Consider the following 17,517-nt stretch of genomic DNA (forward strand, 5'->3'; position numbering starts at 1 on the left):
CAGAAAGCGACACAACATGCATATCGGCATCGACGTCGGCGGCACCAACACCGACGCAGTGCTCATGGACGGCCGGACCACCCTGGCCGGCGTCAAGAACTCGACGAGCCCGGATGTCACCAGCGGCATCGTGAGCGCGATCGAAGCGCTGCGGGCGGCGCGGGACTTCCGGGGCGACGACATCCAGGCGGTGATGATCGGCACCACGCACTTCATCAACGCGCTCGTCGAGGCGAAGCGGCTCGCGCCCACCGCGGCCCTCCGCCTCGGCCTGCCCGCCACGCGGGCCCTTCCTCCGCTGGTGGACTGGCCGGAGTCGCTCATCGCCGCGATCGGCGGTCGGAGCTATCTGGCGCACGGCGGCTATGAGTTCGACGGTCGTCCCATCTCGCCGATCGACGTCGCCGAGCTCAAGGGCATCGCGGCGGACATGGCGGCCAACGGCGTGCGGTCGGTGGCCATCTCATCCGTCTTCTCGCCCGTGAACCACGACGTCGAGACGCAGGCGGCGGCCATCCTCGCGGACGAGCTGGGCGACGGCGTCGCCATCTCGCTGTCGCACGAGATCGGGCGCATCGGGCTGCTCGAGCGCGAGAACGCCACGATCATCAACGCGGCGCTGCGCGAGCTCGCCTCCGAGATCGTCGACGGCCTCACCTCGGCGGTGCGCGCCCAGGGCATCGACGCGCCGATCTTCCTGAGCCAGAACGACGGGACGCTGATGGACGAGGACTACGTGCGCCTCTACCCGGTGGCGACCTTCGCCTCCGGCCCGACCAACTCCATGCGCGGTGCTGCCCTCACCAGCGGCCTCGAGACCTGCGCGGTGGTCGACATCGGCGGAACGACGGCCGACATCGGCCTGCTCGTCAACGGCTTCCCGCGCGAGACCGCCAACGAGGTCAAGGTTGCCGGCGTCCGCACCAACTTCCGGATGCCGGACGTGCTGTCGATCGGCATCGGCGGCGGGTCCATCGTCGACACCGAGACGGCGGAGGTCGGGCCCGAGTCGGTCGGCTACCGGCTGACCTCCGAGGCCCTCGTCTTCGGCGGTTCGACCCTGACCGCGACGGACATCGCGGTCGCTGCCGGCCGCGCCGACATCGGCGACCCCGCGAAGGTCGCCCACCTCGACCCCGCCTTCGTGCAGCGGGTGCTCGACCGCATCGCCGAACGCGTCGCCGAGGCCGTCGACCGGATGCGCACCTCCCCCGACCCCATCCCCGTCGTCGCGGTGGGCGGCGGCTCGATCCTGCTGCCGGACGAGCTGCCGATCTTCGGAGCCGTGCATCGGCCCGACAACTACGCCGTCGCCAACGCGATCGGCGCATCCATCGCACAGGTCGGGGGCGAGATCGACAAGGTGTACGCCGTCGAGCCCGGCCGCCGCGAGGAGGCCATCGCCGCCGTTCGGGCGGAGGCGGTGGACAAGGCGATCGCGGCCGGCGCTTCCCCCACGTCGGTCGCGATCGTCGACTTCGACGAGGTGCCCATCCCGTACCTGCCCGGCAACGCGACCCGGATCCGGGTCAAGGCCGTCGGCGACCTGGCGATGGAGGTGCGGGTATGAGCTGGACGCTGACCGCCGACCGCATCGCCGAGCTCGCGCGCGGCGCCGCCGTGCTCGGGACGGGAGGAGGCGGAGACCCGTACATCGGGTCGCTGCTGGCCGCCCAGGCGCTCGCCGAGCACGGACCGGTGACCGTCGTCTCCCTCGACGAGGTGCCCGACGACGCCCTGGTGCTCACCGTCGCGATGATGGGCGCCCCGACCGTCATGGTCGAGAAGCTGCCCAGCCTCGAGGAGGTGATCGCGCCCGTCCACGCCCTCGGCACCTACCTCGGCCGGCCGGTCACCCACGTGGCGTGCGCCGAGATCGGCGGGGTCAACTCCACGATCCCGGTGGCCGCGGCCGCAGCGCTCGGACTGCCGCTCGTGGATGCCGACGGCATGGGCCGCGCGTTCCCCGAACTGCAGATGGTGCTGCCGACGCTGTACGGCGTCACGGCGTCCCCGCTCGCCTTCGGCGACGAGAAGGGCAACGTCGGCGTGCTGAACACCGCCGACAACCATTGGACCGAGCGGATCGCCCGCGTCGCATGCGTCGAGATGGGCTGCTCGATCATGATCTCCGGCTTCCCGATGAGCGGCGCCGTCGCGCGGGAGGCGCTCGTCCCGGGTTCGTTGAAGCACTGCCTCGCCATCGGCTCCGGGATCACCGCCGCCCGCGCGGCGAAGACCGACGCGGTCGCGGCGACCGTCGAGCTGCTCGGCGGCCGCGAGTTCTTCTCCGGCAAGGTGGTGGATGTGGAACGCGGCACCACCGCCGGGTTCGCCCGCGGGCGCGCCCGCATCGAGGGCGCGGAGTCGTCGCTCGACCTCGCCTTCCAGAACGAGCATCTGATCGCGCGGTCCGGCGACGAGGTCTTCGTGACCACTCCCGACCTGATCATCGTGCTCGACGCCGAGAGCGGGGAGCCGATCACCACCGAGGGCCTGCGGTACGGCCAGCGGGTGCGGGTGATCGCCGCGCCCAGCGACCTGCGCTGGCACAGCGCCGAGGCGCTCGCCATGGTCGGCCCCGGATACTTCGGCTACGACCTGCCGTCGCACCGCTTCGACGGAACCGTCGAGCGCACCCTCGAGGGGGTGACCGCGTGAGCTGGACGCTGACGGCGGCCGACCTCCCGGACCTCGCCCGCGGCGCGACACTGCTCGGAACGGGCGGCGGCGGCGATCCCTACATCGGTCAGATGCTCGTCGCCCGCGTGCTGAGCGAGAGCGGCCTCGGCGAGCGCGGCATCACCATCCTCGACCCGGACGATCTCGCGGACGATACGTTCGTCATCCCGACGGCGCAGATGGGCGCTCCGACCGTGATGATCGAGAAGATCCCGGCGGGTACGGAGCCGACCCTCGCGCTGCGGACGCTGGAGGCGCACCTCGGCCGCTCAGCCGACGCCACCATGCCGATCGAGTGCGGTGGCATCAACTCGATGATCCCGCTGATCGTCGCCGCCGAGACCGGACTGCCGGTCGTGGATGCGGACGGCATGGGCCGCGCGTTCCCCGAGCTCTCGATGGAGACGTTCGCCGTGTACGGCGTGCACGGCTCTCCCCTGGCGCTCGCAGGAGAGCGGGGCGAGACCGTCATCATCGACACCGGCGACGACGACCGGCAGATGGAGTGGCTGGCGCGCGGCATCACCATCCGGCTGGGCGGAGTCGGGCACATCGCCGAGTACGCGATGAGCGGCGCCGACGTGAAGCGCACCGCCGTCCCGCGCACGCTCTCGATGGCGCTCGCCCTCGGCCGGGCCATCCGAGAGGCACGGGAGCAGCACCGCTCGCCCTTCGAGGCGATCGCGCAGACCCTCTCCACCACGCTGTACTCGGAGGTGCGGGAGCTGTTCGCCGGCAAGGTGACGGACGTGGAGCGCCGCACCACCGAGGGCTTCGCCAAGGGCCGGGCCACGATCTCGTCGCTCGACGGGACGAGCGGCCCGGGCGGTCCCGGTGGTTCCGGCAGCACGCTCGAGATCCGCTTCCAGAACGAGAACCTCACGGCGCACCGCGACGGCGAGCTGGTCGCGATCGTGCCCGATCTGATCTGCGTCACCGACATCGAGTCGGGAGAGCCGATCACCACGGAGGGTCTGCGCTACGGACAGCGCGTGCGCGTGCTCGGCATCTCCACCCCGGAGATGATGCGGACTCCCGCAGCGCTCGCCGCCTTCGGTCCGCGCGCGTTCGGGCTGACCGAGGAGTTCGTCCCCGTCGAGACGGCGCAGGCGCTGGTCTGACGCCGTCGCCGCGGCGGTCTCCGCCTACTCTGGAGGGCATGAGAACTCTCGGACAGGAGAGCCTGCCTGCTCTCGCCCGGGGATTCTCCCTGCTCGGCTCCGGAGGCGGCGGGGCGACCACGATGCTGGAGCTCATGGTGCAGGATGCCCCGATCTGGCCGATCGCCCTGCGGGAGCCGGAGGAGTTCGACCCGTCCACGCCGTGCGTCGCGGTGGCGTTCGCCGGGTCGACCTACCTACTGACCGAGCGCCTTCCCGCCGCCGACGCGTTCGGGCCGCTTCTGGCCGCCGCCGAGCGCTGGACGGGCGTGCGCGCCCGGGCCGTGTGCGGGCTGGAAGGTGCCGGGATGAACGGGCTCAGCCCGCTCCTCCTGGCCGACCGCCTGGACCTCGTCGACGCCGACCTGATGGGACGCGCGCTCCCCCGGCTCGATCAGATCTCGCTGCTGGTGGACGCCGTCCCCGGCGTGGTGGCGGTCTGCGACACGGGCGGTGGCGTCGTCGTGATCGACACCGCCCGCCCGGCCGACGTCGAGAGCCAGGTGCGCGCCGCCATCGTGCAGGCCGGGGGCGCCGGAGCGGTGCTGATCGCCGGGTTCACCGTGGGCGACCTCACCGAGCACGGCGTGCTCGGCACCCCGACGCGGGCCCTCCGTCTCGGCCGGGGCGGCGCCGACCGGAGCCTGGCACCGGCCGCACTCGCGGAAGCGCTCGGCGCCCGGCTCCTCGGCACGGGCCGTGTGGCCGGAGTCGAGGCCTCGATCGACGACCCGTACGTGAGCGCCATCCAGCTCGACGACGACGGCGGCGCGCTCCTTCGGCTGGTGGCGCGGTCGGAGCTGCTGGCCGTCGTGCGCGACGGCGTGACCACCGCCGCGAGCCCCGAGATCATCGTGGCGCTCGACTCGGTCTCGGGCGACGTCCTCCAGGTCGACGAGATCACCCTCGCCCGCAACGTGATCGTGCTGGCGCTGGAGCCCCCGGCGTGGTGGACGTCCTCCCCCGACCGCGAACGGCACATCACCCCCGCCGGGTTCGGGCTGCGCGGGCTGGAGGTGCCCGCGTGAGCGACGGACTCGACCTCGCCGCGCTGTTCGCGCATCCCGCGAACGGCGGGCTGCGCGGGATCGCCGGAGCGCATCCATCGGTCGTCTGGCGGGAGCTCGTCGTCGCGGCGGACGAATCGGGGCTGCCGGCCGACGGCGACGGACGGCTCGCGGTGCTCACGGTCCCGCCTCCGGCGACGCCCTGGCAGCAGGATGCGCTGGTGCGCCGCGTCCGCGACCGCGGCTACCGAGGGCTGGTGCTCCCGGAGGCGGAGGGATTCGGCGCCGGCACGCGCTCGCTCGCGGAGCGTCTCGGTCTCGCGCTCCTCGGCGCGACCGACCCGATGGCGCTCGCGCGTGCGGGGTGGGAGCTCCGCGAGGGCCGGGATGCGCTCACCCTCGGGTACGTGCGCCGCGTCGCGCAGTCGATCGAGTACCACGCCGACAACCTCGCGGACCTGCTCCGACATCTTTCCGCCAGCGTCGGCCACGGTGTCGCCCTGATCGACAGCGAGGGCGTGCTGCTGGAGGCCGGGCAATCGCTTCCGGCGGTCGTGCACGCCGCAGTCGACTTCGGTCCCTGGATCAGCACGGTCGAGCTGCCGGAGGGGTCCGCGGCCTCGGTGCGGGTCGACAGTCCCAGCCGGGCGGGCCTGCGGCTGGCCGTCTTCGGGCAGGGGCTCGGGGCCGTCCAGCTGAGCGCTCTCGCCGTCGCGGCGGAGGTCGCCATGCCGGCGGTGGCGGCGCGCATCCTCATCGACGAGGTGGCGGACGTGAACGATGCCGCCGTCGCCTCGGGCCTGCTCCGCGACTTCCTCGAGCTGCGCGACAGCCGTGACTCCGATCTGGAGCAGCGGATGCTGGAGCGCGGCTGGCGCACGACCGGATACCACCTGGGGTTCCGGCTGGTCGGACGCTCCCGCCTGGACACACTCCAGCTGCTGCGGCTGGTGGCGCGGGAGCTGACGGCACTTCCCGTGGACTCGCACGCCGCCACCAGCGGCCGAGGGGTGACGGGCTGGCTCAGCTTCGCCACGCCTCCCCCGCCGAGCCGCGTCGAGGAGAGCGTCCGGGCACTGCTGGCGGTGCACACCGCCGCCCGCCGCGTGTTCAACGTCGCGACCGGTGTCGGGACGCTCGAGAGCGGCGCGACCGGCCTCGTCGCGACCATCGACGGAGCGTCGGACGCCGCCCGCATCGCAGCGGGCCGCTCGGCGACCGGCTATTTCGTGCGGATCGACGCGCTCGGACTGGAGCAGCTGCTGCTGTCGTGGACCGAGAGCGACACATTCGTGCCGGCCGCCGAATCCCTGCTGGCCCCGCTGATCGCGCGCGGGCCGGAGCTCGTCGAGACGCTCGCCGCGTATCTGGATCACGAATCGGGCATCGCGGCGACCGCCGAAGCGCTGGGCCTCCACCGCAACACGGTCTCCACCCGCGTGGCCCGGGCCCAGGAGCTGCTCGGTCTCGACCTGGCCGACCCCGAGACCCGCCTCGCCGTGCACCTCGCGTGCCGTGCGCTGCGCCGCTGATCCGCCCATCGTCGAGTCCGCAAACTTTGCACGCTCACGCGACGCGTCGTGTGCAAAGTTTGCGGACTCGACGGTGGGCGGAGGGGCGGTGGGGCGGGAGGGGTTAGGCGGCGCCGCCGAGGTCGGGCAGGGTGATGGCGCGGCTCGACGGAGGCAGTTCGCGGAGGCGCTCCAGCGCCGGGATGAGCTCGCCGGCCCACACGCGGTAGCCCTCGGCGTTCAGGTGCAGGCGGTCCTCGGTGTACGCCGGATTCAGCTCGCCGTCCTCCAGCGCCATCGCCGGCCACAGGTCGAGCCAGCCCGCGTGCACGGTCGGCGCGAACTGCCAGAGGTGCCGGTTGATGTCGCGGATCTGGTCGGCGAACTCGTGCCCCCGCGGCATCACCGACTGCGCAAGGATGCGCGTCTCCGGCAACTCCTTGCGCAGCGTGACGAGCATGGTCTCGACGTTGCGCACGACGTGCTCCACCGAGCGGCGCCAGGCCAGGTCGTTGGTCCCGATGAGGAGCGCCACCAGAGCGGGGCGCGTGTCGATCACGTCTCCGAGCCGCGCGAGCACGTCGTCGGTGGTGTCGCCGGCCATCCCGAAGTTGCGGACCGCCTCGCCCGGAAGCAGCGCATCCCAGTCGCCTCCCTGCGTCAGGCTGTCGCCGACGAGGGCCAGCTCACCGCGTTCCGGTCTCCGCTCATCCGTCATACCGTGTCCCCGTTCCTCGCCCCCATCCTCCCCCACATCCGCGACAAGGGGAAGGAAAGCGGGCTCGGGCGGGCTAGAGGAGCGACTTCGTGTGCCAGACCGTCTTCGTCTCGGTGAAGAAGGCGATCCGGTCGAGCGAGGGCGCTGCCGCGTCCGGGCCGTTCTCGGGCGTCAGCACGCGCTTGAGGGTGTCGGCCGCGGCGATCTGCAGGTCCACCCAGTCGAGGTCGCCCGCGCCGACGAGGTCGAGGGCGTTGACGTCGGCGTGCGATGCCAGCCACGGTGCGATCTCGGCCGGCGACCCGGTCAGGATGTTGACGACGCCGCCCGGCACGTCGCTCGTCGCGAGCACCTCGCTGAGGCTGATCGCCGAGAGCGGGAAGCGCTCGCTCGCGATCACGACGACCGTGTTGCCGGCGACGAGCGCGGGGGCGACCGCGCTCGTGAACCCGAGAAGGCTGGAGTCCTGCGGTGCGACGATCGCGACGACGCCGGTCGGCTCCGGGACCGAGATGTTGAAGTACGGGCCGGCGACGGGGTTGGCGTTGCCCGCGACCTGCGCGAACTTGTCGGCCCATCCCGCGTACCAGACCCAGCGGTCGATGGCCTCGTCGACCTGCGCGGTCGCCGCGGACGCCGACACGCCTTCGGACTTCTGGATCTCGTCGATGAACTGAGCGCGACGCCCCTCCATCAGCTCCGCGATCCGGTACAGCACCTGGCCGCGGTTGTAGGCGGTGGCGCCGGACCAGCCGGACACGGCGGCACGCGCGGCGACCACCGCGTCGCGGGCGTCCTTGCGGGACGCCTTGGCCGCGTTCGCCAGGAACGCGCCCTTCGCGGAGACGACCTCGTAGGTGCGGCCGGACTCGCTGCGCGGGAACTTCCCGCCGATGTACAGCTTGTAGGTCTTCGGAACAGCCAGGCGGCTCATTTGGAGGCTCCCTTGCGGGTCGGGCGGACGGCGGGGATGCGGAGCGGCGACGCGGGCGCCAGCGAGCGGCCGGGCACGAGGTACGCGCCCAGACCGTGGCGACCGCCCTCGCGGCCGTAGCCGGACTCCTTGTAGCCGCCGAACGGGCTCGCGGGGTCGAAGCGGTTGAAGGTGTTGGCCCAGACGACGCCGGCCCGCAGCTTGTCGGCAACGGCCAGGATGCGGCTGCCCTTCTCGGACCAGATACCGGCCGACAGCCCGTACGGCGTGTTGTTCGCCTTCGCGATCGCCTCGGCCGGTGTGCGGAAGGTCAGCACCGACAGCACAGGGCCGAAGATCTCCTCGCGGGCGATGCGGTGGCTGGTGGACACGTTGTCGAAGATGGTCGGCGCGAACCAGAAGCCGTTCTCCGGGATCTCGCAGTCCGCCGTCCAGCGCTCCGCGCCCTCCGCCTCTCCGATGTCGGACAGCTCGCGGATGCGCTGCAGCTGCTCGGCCGAGTTGATCGCGCCGATGTCGGTGTTCTTGTCGAGCGGGTCGCCGAGGCGCAGCGTCGACAGGCGGCTCTTCAGCCGTTCGACGACCTCGTCGTGGATGCTCTCCTGCACCAGCAGGCGGCTTCCGGCGCAGCAGACGTGGCCCTGGTTGAAGAAGATGCCGTTGACGATGCCCTCGACCGCCTGGTCGATGGGGGCGTCGTCGAAGACGATGTTCGCGGCCTTGCCGCCGAGCTCCAGCGTCAGCTTCTTGGACGTTCCGGCGACCGTGCGGGCGATCTCGCGCCCGACGGCGGTGGAGCCGGTGAAGGCGACCTTGTTCACGTCCGGGTGGGCGACCAGGTCGCGCCCGGTCTCCCCCGCGCCGGTGACGATGTTCACGACACCCGCCGGGAGGTCGGCCTGCTGCACGATCTCGGCGAACAGCAGCGCGGTCAGCGGGGTGGTCTCGGCCGGCTTCAGCACGACCGTGTTGCCCGCCGCGAGAGCCGGAGCGATCTTCCACGCGAGCATCAGCAGCGGGAAGTTCCACGGGATCACCTGCGCGGCGACCCCGAGCGCGCGGGGCGCAGGGCCGAGGCCGGCGTGCTCGAGCTTGTCCGCCCATCCCGCGTAGTAGAAGAACCAGGCGGCGACGAGCGGGACGTCCACATCCCGGCTCTCCTTGATCGGCTTGCCGTTGTCGAGGCTCTCGGCCACGGCGAGCTCGCGGGCGCGCTCCTGGACGAGCCGGGCGATGCGGAAGAGGTACTTGCCGCGGTCGCTGCCGCTCATCCGCGACCAGACGCGGTCGTAGGCGCGACGGGCGGCGGCGACGGCCGCATCCACATCGGAGGAGTCGGCGGTGGCGATGGTCGCCAGGCGCTCCTCCGTCGCGGGAGAGATGGTCTGGAACGGCGTGCCGTGCCCGTCGACGAACTCGCCGTCGATGAACAGCCCGTACTGGTCGCGCAGGTTCAGGATCGACCGCGACTCGGGAGCCGGTGCGTATTCGAGGAAACTCATGGTCTGGTCAGCTTTCAGTCGATCGTCACGTAGTCGGCGCCGGAGTAGTGCCCGGTGGCCAGCTTCTGGCGCTGCAGGAGCACGTCGTTCAGGAGGCTGGAGGCGCCGAACCGGAACAGGTGCGGCTGCAGCCACCGCTCGCCGACCGTCTCCGCGACGGTCACGAGGTACTTGATGGCGTCCTTCGACGAGCGGATGCCGCCGGCCGGCTTGACGCCGATCTCCTCGCCGGTGAGCAGGTGCCAGTCGCGCACGACCTCCAGCATCAGCAGGGTCACCGGGAGCGTCGCGGCGGGCGACACCTTGCCGGTGGACGTCTTGATGAAGTCGCCACCCGCGAGGATGCTCAGCCAGGAGGCGCGTCGCACGTTGTCGTACGTGTTCAGCTCGCCCGTCTCCAGGATCACCTTGAGGTGGGCGTACGTGCCGTCCTCGCGGCGGCACGCCTCCTTGACGGCGACGATCTCGTCGAAGACGAGCCCGTAACGGCCGGAGAGGAAGGCGCCGCGGTCGATGACCATGTCGATCTCGTCCGCGCCGGCCGCAACGGCGTCCGCCGTGTCGGCCAGCTTGACCTTCAAGGAGGCGCGTCCGCTCGGGAAGGCGGTCGCGACGGCGGCGACGTTGACACCCCCGGTGCCTCCGGCCCGGCGGACGGCGCCGGCGTGCGCGGCGCCCAGCGCCTCGACGGCATACGGCACCATGTCGCCGTAGACGCAGACCGCGGCGGGGCGCGGAGTGGAAAGGTCGGACGGGTCCGGGGTGAGCGCCTTGGCCACCAGGGAGCGCACCTTGCCGGGGGTGTCCGCCCCCTCCAGGGTGGTGAGGTCGATCAGCTCGATGACGGTGTCGAGAGCCCACTTCTTGCTGGTGGTCTTGATGGAGCGCGTGCCGAGGCCGGCCGCGCGCTGCTCCAGGCCCACCGCATCCACTCCGGGGATGCCGTTGAGGTACCGCCGGAGCGATCCCTCCGTCAGGTCGCCGCCGAGCACCTCGACGGCGCGGGCCGCGGGTGCGAGGGTGCGCACGGGCGGCGTTGTCTCGATGGTCACGTGTTCCTCCAGGTGGTGCAGCTCGGATGCTACGGAGCGGTGGTGCCGGGCGCCGCGCGCCCGAGCAGGTCGTTGGCGGTGGATTCGTCGGTGATGAGCGTCGTGCAGAGGCCGCTCGCGACGACGGCGTGGGCGACGCGGTGCTTGGCCTCCCCGGCGATGACGGCGATGGAGGTGCGGGCCGAGCGGAGCTCGTCGAGGCTGAGCCCCAGCGTCCGCGAGTTGAGCTCCGGGTCGGCGACCTGTCCGTCGTCGGTGATGAAGCGGCCGACGACGTCGCCGACCGCGCCCTTCTCGGCGAGTGCGGCGACATCCTCCACCGAGAGGTAGCCGGAGTCGACGTGGACCGAGCTGGTGTCGACGACGCCCGCGCTGAACAGATACGCGCTGGCGTCGCGGGCGAGTTCGAGGACGCTCTGCACCGAGCGGTCGGCCTCGATCGCCCGCCGGGTGGCGGCGTGCTCGAAGATCGCCGGGCTCGGGAGCAGGGTCGCGGTGCCCTGCGCCTTGCGCGCGATCACGACGGCCGTGTCGGCGGCGGCGGTGGCCTGGCGGGTGGACGAGACGCTGCCGTTGATCTGGACGGGGTTGACCCCGACGGCCCAACCCGGCCGCAGGCGCGCGGCGACGGCGTGGAGCGTGCGGCCCCAGCTCACGCCGAGGGTGCGCGGGACGGGACGGAGCGTGGTCAGGTAATCGGCGGCGGCCTGCGCCACTCGGCCCTGCACCTCGGAGTCGGACTCCGCCGCGGGCACGACCACCGCATCCATCAGGCCGTAGAAGCCGCAGAGCTCGCGTTCGAGCGAGAACCGGCGGGCGCTGGGGTGCACGATCTCGATGCGCACGAAGCCGTGCTCACGGGCGGCGACGAGCAGGCGGCCGACCTTCCAGCGCGAGACGTTGAGGGCGACGCCGATCTCGTCCTGCGTCTTGCCGGCCTCGTAGTACAGTTCCGCGGCTTTGACGGCGAGGATCTCGTCCGAATCGTTCAGGGCCACCCCTCCAGCTTAGGAAGGGCGTGCGCGCCTGAGCAACATGTGTGTGGTGGATGCTCAAATGAGCAGAGGCCGTTTCGTTTATCGTTGGGTCGTGCCCACAGACCCCTCGCTGACAGCCGCCACCGCCCCCACCCCCTACGTCCTGGCCGTCGACTTCGGCGGGACGAAGGTCGAAGCCGCCCTGGTGGATGCGGAGGGCCGCCTCGTCGAGGGCTCCCGGCACCGCCGTCCGACCGGGCGGAACGCCACCGTTCCGGAGCTCGAGGAGTCGGTCGGCGGCGTCGTGCGCGCGGCCGCCGCATCCCTCCCGTCCGACGCCGCGATCATCGGCGTCGGCATCGGCAGCGCCGGCCCGATCGACCGGCAGCGCGGGCTCGTCTCGCCGCTCAACGTGCCGCACTGGCGCGACTACCCGATGCGCGACTTCGTCGCCGGCGTCGCCGCCGAGCTCTCCCTCAACGTTCCCGTGACCCTCGAGATGGACGGCGTGGCGATCACCATGGCCGAGCACTGGGTGGGTGCGGCGCAGGGCGTCGACAACGTCATGGGGATGGTCATCTCGACCGGGATCGGCGGCGGGCTCATCGTGGGCGGCCGCGTGATCACCGGTCCGACCGGCAACGCCGGCCACATCGGGCACGTCGAGGTCGGCGACATCAAGGGCGAGGACACGTTCGGCAACCCGTACGCGCTGGAGGCCATGGCCTCCGGGCCGCACACCGTCGCGTGGGCGCGGCAGCAGGGTTTCGAGGGCGCGACCGGTGAGGAGCTGGCGGCGGCGTACGTCGCAGGCGACCTCGTGGCGCGCGAGGCGATCGCCCGCACCGGCGAGGCCGTCGGCCGCGCGATCGCGTCGGCGACCGCACTGCTCGACCTGGAGCTGGTCGCGATCGGCGGAGGCTTCTCCCACTCGACGCCGGACCTCTTCGACCACATGCGCGAGGTCATCGAGCACCACTACTTCCCGTTCGTGCGCAAGGTGCGGATCGTCCCGTCCGCCCTCTCCTCCGAGGGTCCGCTCATCGGGGCCGCCGCCCTCATCCACCGCGCCGCCCTCCTCCCGTAACCCCCACCGTCGAGTCCGCACGAATTGCACACGACGCGCCGCTGCGGCGTGCAGTTTTTGCGTACTCGACGGGGGGCGAACCGACGTGAGGGGTCAGTCTTCGAGGTACTTGGGGCGGGCGGCGACGGCGCCGGCCGCGGCGGCCGCGAGGGCTGTCGCGGTCAGCACCACGAGGGCGAGCGTCCAGGAGCCCGTGAGCTGGTGCAGCACGCCGACCGCGAGCGGACCGAGCGCGCCCAGCGTGTAGCCGAGACCCTGCGTGAACCCGCTGAGCGCGACAGACCCCGCGTGCGTCCGCGTCCGCATATTGATCAGCACGAGGCACAGCGGGAAGAGCAGCGGCCCGAGCCCGGCCAGCGCCACCCACAGCCACGTCGCGACGCCGGGCGCGAGGATGAGACCGAGGTACCCGACGACGAAGAACGCGACCCCGGCATAGATCAGCCAGGCGACGTTCCGCATCCGCGCGGCCAGCATCGGAACCAGCAGTCCCGCCGGTATGCCCATCCCGGCATACACCGACAACAGTGCCCCCGCCTCGATCGGAGTCAGCCCGGCCACATCGTGCAGGATCTCCGGAAGCCAGGCGAACATCGCGTACGCGTTGAGGCTCGACACGGCGAACAGCACCGCCATCGCCCAGGCCAGCGGCGAGTGCCAGACCCGGCCGGCCATCGCCGGCTGCGCCTTCTCGACCTCCACGTCGCGGTCCGGGTGCGCCGGTCGGTGCGTTATCAGGATGCGCAGCCACGGCACGATCGCGAGCGCGCAGACCACGGCCCACATGCCGACGGAGACGTGCCATCCGGCCGCATCCGCCACCGGCACCGCGACGAGCGGCGGCAGCAGCGTCGACACCGACATGATGGTCGCGTACAGCGAGGTGACGAGCCCGATCCGATCGGGGAAGTACCGCTTGACCAGCGGGGGCAGCAGCACGTTCCCGACGCCCATGCCCGCGAAGGTCACCGCCGACCCGATCGCCAGCACCGCGAACGACGGGGCGGCCGCACGGATGAGGTGCCCGGCCAGCATGACGCCGAGCGCGAGCACGACGACGGCTTCGAGGCTCAGCCTCCGCGTGAAGGTCGGCGCGACCAGGCCGAACACTGCGAAGCACACCGGCGGCAGCATCCCGAGCAGTCCGACGTCGATGCTCGACACGTCGAACTCGGTGCGGATCTCGGCGAAGATCGGCGACAGCGCGGCGACGGCGGTGCGGAGGTTCGCCGCGACCAGCAGGATGCCGAGCAGCGCGATCGCGCGGCCGTGCCAGAGCGGCCGCCGGTCGGCGGCCGGGTTCGCGCCCGTCATCAGGAACGCTCGTCGGCGTCGGTCGCCGGGACGACGCCGAGGATACGCCGCGCCTGCTCCACGTCGTCCGCGATCTGCGCGATGAGCGGCTCGATGCCTGTGTACGCGACCATCCCGCGGATGCGCTCGACGAAGGCGACCTCGACCGTGTGGTCGTAGAGGTCGAGCTCGCGGTCGAGCACGTACGCCTCCACCTGCTTCTGCGGGACGCCCTCGAAGGTCGGGTTGTTGCCGACCGAGATCGCGGCCGGGTACCGCTCGCCCGCGTCGGTCAGCCAGCCGGCGTAGACGCCGTCGGCGGGGATGAGTCCCTCCGACTCCGGCGAGAGGTTCGCGGTCGGGAAGCCCAGCTCACGCCCGCGTGCCGCACCGTGCACCACGAGCCCGCGCACGGTCGGAGGGGCGCCGAGCAGCTGGGTCGCGTGCGCGACGTCGCCGTCGGCGAGCAGCTCCCGGATCCAGGTGGATGAGACGCGCCGGCCGTGCTCCGGCCGCACGTCGTCGATGAGCTCGACGGTGAAGCCGTACGTCTCGCCTAGCCGGCGCAGCAGCTCGACGTCACCTGCGCCGCGCGCACCGAACCGGAAGTCGCTGCCCACGAGCACCGCCGCGGCATGCAGCCGGTCGACGAGGATGTGGTGCACGAACTCCTCGGGCTCGAGCGCGGCGAGCGCACGATCGAAAGCCACCATGAGGGTCGCGTCGACGCCGGTCGACGCGAGCAGGTCGAGCTTCTGCGCGTTGCTCACCAGCGACGGCGGGCACTTCGCGGGGGCGAGCACCTCGAGGGGATTGCGGTCGAAGGTGATGATCGTCGAGACGAGCCCGCGTTCCGCGGCGACGGCGCGCAACCGGTCGATCACCGCGCGGTGGCCGGTGTGCACCCCGTCGAACTTGCCGATGGTGATGGCACTGGGCCCCCACCCGTCGGGAACCTCCGAGACGGCGTGGAAGACCTTCACGAGGCGGCCCCAGACGTGGCATCCTGCACCGGTTCGATCGGATGGTGCTTCCGCAGCCACAGCATCCCGAGCACCGGCAGCACCAGCGGGATGAACAGGTAGCCCATCCCGTACACCGACCAGACCGTGGCGTCGCGGCCGAACGGGTCGATGTCGTGCAGGCCGAGCACGGCGGGGGCGAACAGGCTCAGTGTCCCGATGATCAGCACGCCGGCGAGCTCGAAGCTGATGGTGACCCAGGCGACGCGGTACCAGACGCGGCCCGGCGCGATCAGGGCGACGGTCGCGACGATGTACACGACGGCGGCGAGCCCGGAGAGCGTGAACGCGACCGGCGCCTCGTGGAAGCGGTCGATGATCTGGAAGACGCTGCGGCCGGTCGCCGCCAGCGCCAGGACGCCGTAGACGAAGACGAGCACCCGGCCCACCCCCGTCATCCGCCGCCTCGGGGAGGACGGATCGGAGTCGGTGCGCGCGGACATGGTGTGGTGGGACATCGCTTCGATTCTATTTGCCCGCGGAGACGGTCACGCGCCCTGCACGAACCAGATCTGGCCCATGCGGTACACCATGACCGCGATCGCGAGACAGACGCCGCCGAGGATGACGGTGCTCCACCGGTTGCGCTCCACGAGGGCCCAGAATCCGCCCGCCAGGGGCAGGATGATCGCCGAGATCAGGTAGATGTAGAACTCGGCGAGGCTGCCGGACGGCGGATTGCCCGCAGCGGGCGCGATGATCGCGATGACCAGCTGCACGAGCAGCAGCACCTCCACCAGCGCGACGGCGCCCATCGAAACGTCGCCCGGCAGACGCCCGATCAGTCCGAGGACGATGCACAGGATGCCCGCAGCGCACGCGACGATCACCTGGAGTGTGACGAACCACTCGATCATGCGGGACCGACCGCTTCGTCCGTCGGGAAGTTCACCAGGGTCCGTGCTTCCTTTCCGCGGAACTCGATGAGTCCGACAAGCGCTCCGTTCGGGGCGACGGCCGCGACCGGCACACCGCCGCCATCCTCCCGGTCGGCGACGTGGATGCGACGGCCGTGGGTGAGGTCGATCGCCTGCTGCTCGGTGAGGTCGAGCCGCTCGAACAGCCGGACGGCCGCATCCACCGCCGGGATAAGCGCGGCCTCCGCGTCGAGCGTAGCGAGGTCGTGGGCGTCGCGCACGTCGTACGCGCCGACCCGGGTGCGCCGCAGCGCGGTCAGGTGACCGCCGACGCCGAGACCGGCGCCGAGGTCGCGGGCAAGCGAGCGGATGTACGTCCCGGAGGAGCACACGACGCGCACCTCCAGGTCGATCAGGCCCGCGTCGCGCCGGGTCCCGATCAGCTCGAACTCCGCGACGGTGATCGCGCGCGGCTTCAGCTCCACCGCTTCGCCCGCACGCACCCGGGCGTACGCGCGCTTGCCGTCGACCTTGATCGCGCTGACGGACGAGGGGATCTGCTCGATCTCGCCGGTCAGCTCGGCCATCCCGGCGGCGATCGCCTCGGCGGTCACCGCGTCGAGCGCGGCCTGCGGCGCCGGCTCCCCCAGCTCGCCCTCGGCGTCGTCGGTCGTCGACGACGCCCCGAGACGGATGGTCGCAAAGTACTCCTTGTCGGCGCCGACGATGTAGGTCAGCAGGCGCGTGGACGAGTTGATGCCGAGGATGAGGAGCCCGGTCGCCATCGGATCCAGCGTCCCGGCATGCCCGACCTTCCGGGTTCCCGCCGCGCGCCGGACGCGCGAGACGACGTCGTGGCTCGTCATGCCCGCCGGCTTGTCGACGAGGATGAGACCGCTGCCCGTCATGCGCCCTGCGCCTTCGCCGTCGCCACGGGCGCGGAGGCGGCCGCGGACGCAACGCCTCCGCCGCTCTCGGCCGCGACATCCAGCACCAGCGCCAGCTTGGTCCGGAACGTGCACTCCAGCAGCTCCGTCGCGGCCTCGTCCCGGCCGTACTCGTCGGGCAGCCGGAGCCCCAGGAGCGTGTTCAGCAGCATCCCCTCGGCGAGGAAGGAGCGCACCTGCTCGGGCGTGAAGCCGGCCTCGTCGCGCAGCAGCCGGTAGATCGCGAGGAACCCGTCGCGCGCCTTCGCGCCGATGGTCGGGTCCTGCCCCATGCTGAACGCCTGCATGAGCGACAGCAGCAGGCCGCGGTCCTCGATCAGGTTCACATACGCGAGGCCCAGGCGACGGCCGATCTCGCCGTGTCCACCGGCGACGGGCGTGCCGTCCGTGACGACGGCGGCAGCCGGTGCAGCGGGCGAGCCCTCCGCCTTCCACTCCTCCAGCGTGCGGGTGAAGGCGACCAGCAGGCGGTCGAGCGACCGCGAGAGCACACCGACGAACAGGTTCTCCTTGCCGCCGAACATCCGCACGACGTAGGGCTGACTGATCCCCGCGGCCTTGGCGATCTGATCCGTCGTCGCGCCGAAGTAGCCGCGCTCTCCGAACACCCGGCTGGCGGCTTCGAGGATCTGCTCGCGGCGCTCGGCCGACGGGATCCTCTCGCTGATCTTGTCTGTCACGCTTGACAGGTTATCAGCCGATTACTAGTGTCAGCTCTTGTAATCATCCGATAACCACATTTCTCGATAACCACACTCTTGGAGGCGT

17 protein-coding genes are annotated in these 17,517 nt (G+C 71.6%); 6 read left to right on the forward strand and 11 right to left on the reverse strand.

Features of this window, described 5'->3' with window-relative positions; translation table 11 throughout:
* Nucleotides 1-16: 16 nt before the first annotated feature.
* The 5 genes from H284_RS0103670 to H284_RS0103690 are packed head-to-tail and all read left to right on the forward strand — an operon-like array spanning nt 17 to nt 6,381.
* Nucleotides 17-1,570, forward strand: a complete 1,554-nt coding sequence (locus tag H284_RS0103670) for a hydantoinase/oxoprolinase N-terminal domain-containing protein (RefSeq protein WP_020075196.1) — start codon at nt 17-19, stop codon at nt 1,568-1,570.
* Entirely contained in the window at nt 1,567-2,661 is a 1,095-nt protein-coding gene (locus tag H284_RS0103675; protein ID WP_020075197.1) for an S-methyl thiohydantoin desulfurase family protein, read from the forward strand. Before H284_RS0103670 ends, H284_RS0103675 begins: the two co-directional genes overlap by 4 nt.
* A complete protein-coding gene (locus tag H284_RS0103680) occupies nt 2,658-3,803 on the forward strand; it encodes an S-methyl thiohydantoin desulfurase family protein (RefSeq protein WP_020075198.1) in 1,146 nt (381 codons plus the stop codon). The genes H284_RS0103675 and H284_RS0103680 overlap by 4 nt, the downstream gene beginning before the upstream one ends.
* Nucleotides 3,804-3,841: 38 nt before the next feature.
* Entirely contained in the window at nt 3,842-4,870 is a 1,029-nt protein-coding gene (locus H284_RS0103685) for an S-methyl thiohydantoin desulfurase domain-containing protein (RefSeq protein WP_020075199.1), read from the forward strand.
* Nucleotides 4,867-6,381 (forward strand): PucR family transcriptional regulator, encoded by a 1,515-nt coding sequence (locus H284_RS0103690; protein ID WP_020075200.1) that lies wholly within the window; start codon nt 4,867-4,869, stop codon nt 6,379-6,381. Before H284_RS0103685 ends, H284_RS0103690 begins: the two co-directional genes overlap by 4 nt.
* A 103-nt stretch (nt 6,382-6,484) precedes the next feature.
* Here H284_RS0103690 and H284_RS0103695 read toward each other — a convergent pair whose 3' ends face one another.
* From H284_RS0103695 to H284_RS0103715, 5 genes are all read right to left on the reverse strand, one after another.
* Nucleotides 6,485-7,078: an SGNH/GDSL hydrolase family protein gene (locus tag H284_RS0103695; protein WP_020075201.1), complete on the reverse strand. Its 594-nt coding sequence runs from the start codon at nt 7,076-7,078 to the stop codon at nt 6,485-6,487.
* A 73-nt stretch (nt 7,079-7,151) separates the two neighbouring features.
* Entirely contained in the window at nt 7,152-8,012 is an 861-nt protein-coding gene (locus tag H284_RS0103700; RefSeq protein ID WP_020075202.1) for an aldehyde dehydrogenase family protein, read from the reverse strand.
* Nucleotides 8,009-9,514, reverse strand: a complete 1,506-nt coding sequence (locus H284_RS0103705) for an aldehyde dehydrogenase family protein (RefSeq protein WP_018190381.1) — start codon at nt 9,512-9,514, stop codon at nt 8,009-8,011. The genes H284_RS0103700 and H284_RS0103705 overlap by 4 nt, the downstream gene beginning before the upstream one ends.
* A 14-nt stretch (nt 9,515-9,528) precedes the next feature.
* The gene (gene deoC, locus H284_RS0103710) at nt 9,529-10,566 is read right to left on the reverse strand and encodes a deoxyribose-phosphate aldolase (RefSeq protein ID WP_020075203.1); all 1,038 of its coding nucleotides are present in this window, start codon (nt 10,564-10,566) and stop codon (nt 9,529-9,531) included.
* A gap of 29 nt (nt 10,567-10,595) precedes the next feature.
* Nucleotides 10,596-11,564, reverse strand: a complete 969-nt coding sequence (locus tag H284_RS0103715) for a sugar-binding transcriptional regulator (protein WP_018190379.1) — start codon at nt 11,562-11,564, stop codon at nt 10,596-10,598.
* Nucleotides 11,565-11,655: 91 nt separating this feature from the next.
* Between H284_RS0103715 and H284_RS0103720 the strand changes: the two genes are divergently transcribed.
* Nucleotides 11,656-12,630, forward strand: a complete 975-nt coding sequence (locus tag H284_RS0103720) for an ROK family protein (RefSeq protein WP_020075204.1) — start codon at nt 11,656-11,658, stop codon at nt 12,628-12,630.
* Between the two features lie 93 nt (nt 12,631-12,723).
* Here the strand turns inward: H284_RS0103720 and H284_RS0103725 are convergent, their stop codons facing one another.
* The 6 genes from H284_RS0103725 to H284_RS0103750 are packed head-to-tail and all read right to left on the reverse strand — an operon-like array spanning nt 12,724 to nt 17,429.
* On the reverse strand, nt 12,724-13,944 hold the full coding sequence (locus H284_RS0103725; protein WP_020075205.1) for an MFS transporter: 1,221 nt from the start codon (nt 13,942-13,944) through the stop codon (nt 12,724-12,726).
* Nucleotides 13,944-14,906, reverse strand: coding sequence for a bifunctional riboflavin kinase/FAD synthetase (locus tag H284_RS0103730; protein WP_020075206.1), 963 nt, complete (start codon nt 14,904-14,906; stop codon nt 13,944-13,946). Before H284_RS0103730 ends, H284_RS0103725 begins: the two co-directional genes overlap by 1 nt.
* Nucleotides 14,903-15,403 (reverse strand): hypothetical protein, encoded by a 501-nt coding sequence (locus tag H284_RS0103735; RefSeq protein ID WP_020075207.1) that lies wholly within the window; start codon nt 15,401-15,403, stop codon nt 14,903-14,905. The genes H284_RS0103730 and H284_RS0103735 overlap by 4 nt, the downstream gene beginning before the upstream one ends.
* 30 nt (nt 15,404-15,433) lie before the next feature.
* Entirely contained in the window at nt 15,434-15,802 is a 369-nt protein-coding gene (locus H284_RS0103740; RefSeq protein ID WP_018190374.1) for a hypothetical protein, read from the reverse strand.
* Nucleotides 15,799-16,710, reverse strand: coding sequence for a tRNA pseudouridine(55) synthase TruB (gene truB / locus H284_RS0103745; RefSeq protein ID WP_020075208.1), 912 nt, complete (start codon nt 16,708-16,710; stop codon nt 15,799-15,801). Before truB ends, H284_RS0103740 begins: the two co-directional genes overlap by 4 nt.
* Entirely contained in the window at nt 16,707-17,429 is a 723-nt protein-coding gene (locus H284_RS0103750) for a TetR/AcrR family transcriptional regulator (protein ID WP_018190372.1), read from the reverse strand. Before H284_RS0103750 ends, truB begins: the two co-directional genes overlap by 4 nt.
* Nucleotides 17,430-17,517 lie beyond the last annotated feature (88 nt).

The sequence above is a fragment of the Cryocola sp. 340MFSha3.1 genome (assembly GCF_000383315.1).
GTDB lineage: Bacteria > Actinomycetota > Actinomycetes > Actinomycetales > Microbacteriaceae > Leifsonia.

Bases quoted from the DNA above. Each gene is read 5' to 3' on its own strand.
- truB (WP_020075208.1), bottom strand. From the start codon at position 16,710: ATGACGGGCAGCGGTCTCATCCTCGTCGACAAGCCGGCGGGCATGACG.
- H284_RS0103695 (WP_020075201.1), bottom strand. From the start codon at position 7,078: ATGACGGATGAGCGGAGACCGGAACGCGGTGAGCTGGCCCTCGTCGGC.
- H284_RS0103670 (WP_020075196.1), top strand. From the start codon at position 17: ATGCATATCGGCATCGACGTCGGCGGCACCAACACCGACGCAGTGCTC.
- H284_RS0103735 (WP_020075207.1), bottom strand. From the start codon at position 15,403: ATGTCCCACCACACCATGTCCGCGCGCACCGACTCCGATCCGTCCTCC.
- H284_RS0103740 (WP_018190374.1), bottom strand. From the start codon at position 15,802: ATGATCGAGTGGTTCGTCACACTCCAGGTGATCGTCGCGTGCGCTGCG.
- H284_RS0103705 (WP_018190381.1), bottom strand. From the start codon at position 9,514: ATGAGTTTCCTCGAATACGCACCGGCTCCCGAGTCGCGGTCGATCCTG.
- H284_RS0103725 (WP_020075205.1), bottom strand. From the start codon at position 13,944: ATGACGGGCGCGAACCCGGCCGCCGACCGGCGGCCGCTCTGGCACGGC.
- H284_RS0103700 (WP_020075202.1), bottom strand. From the start codon at position 8,012: ATGAGCCGCCTGGCTGTTCCGAAGACCTACAAGCTGTACATCGGCGGG.
- H284_RS0103675 (WP_020075197.1), top strand. From the start codon at position 1,567: ATGAGCTGGACGCTGACCGCCGACCGCATCGCCGAGCTCGCGCGCGGC.
- H284_RS0103685 (WP_020075199.1), top strand. From the start codon at position 3,842: ATGAGAACTCTCGGACAGGAGAGCCTGCCTGCTCTCGCCCGGGGATTC.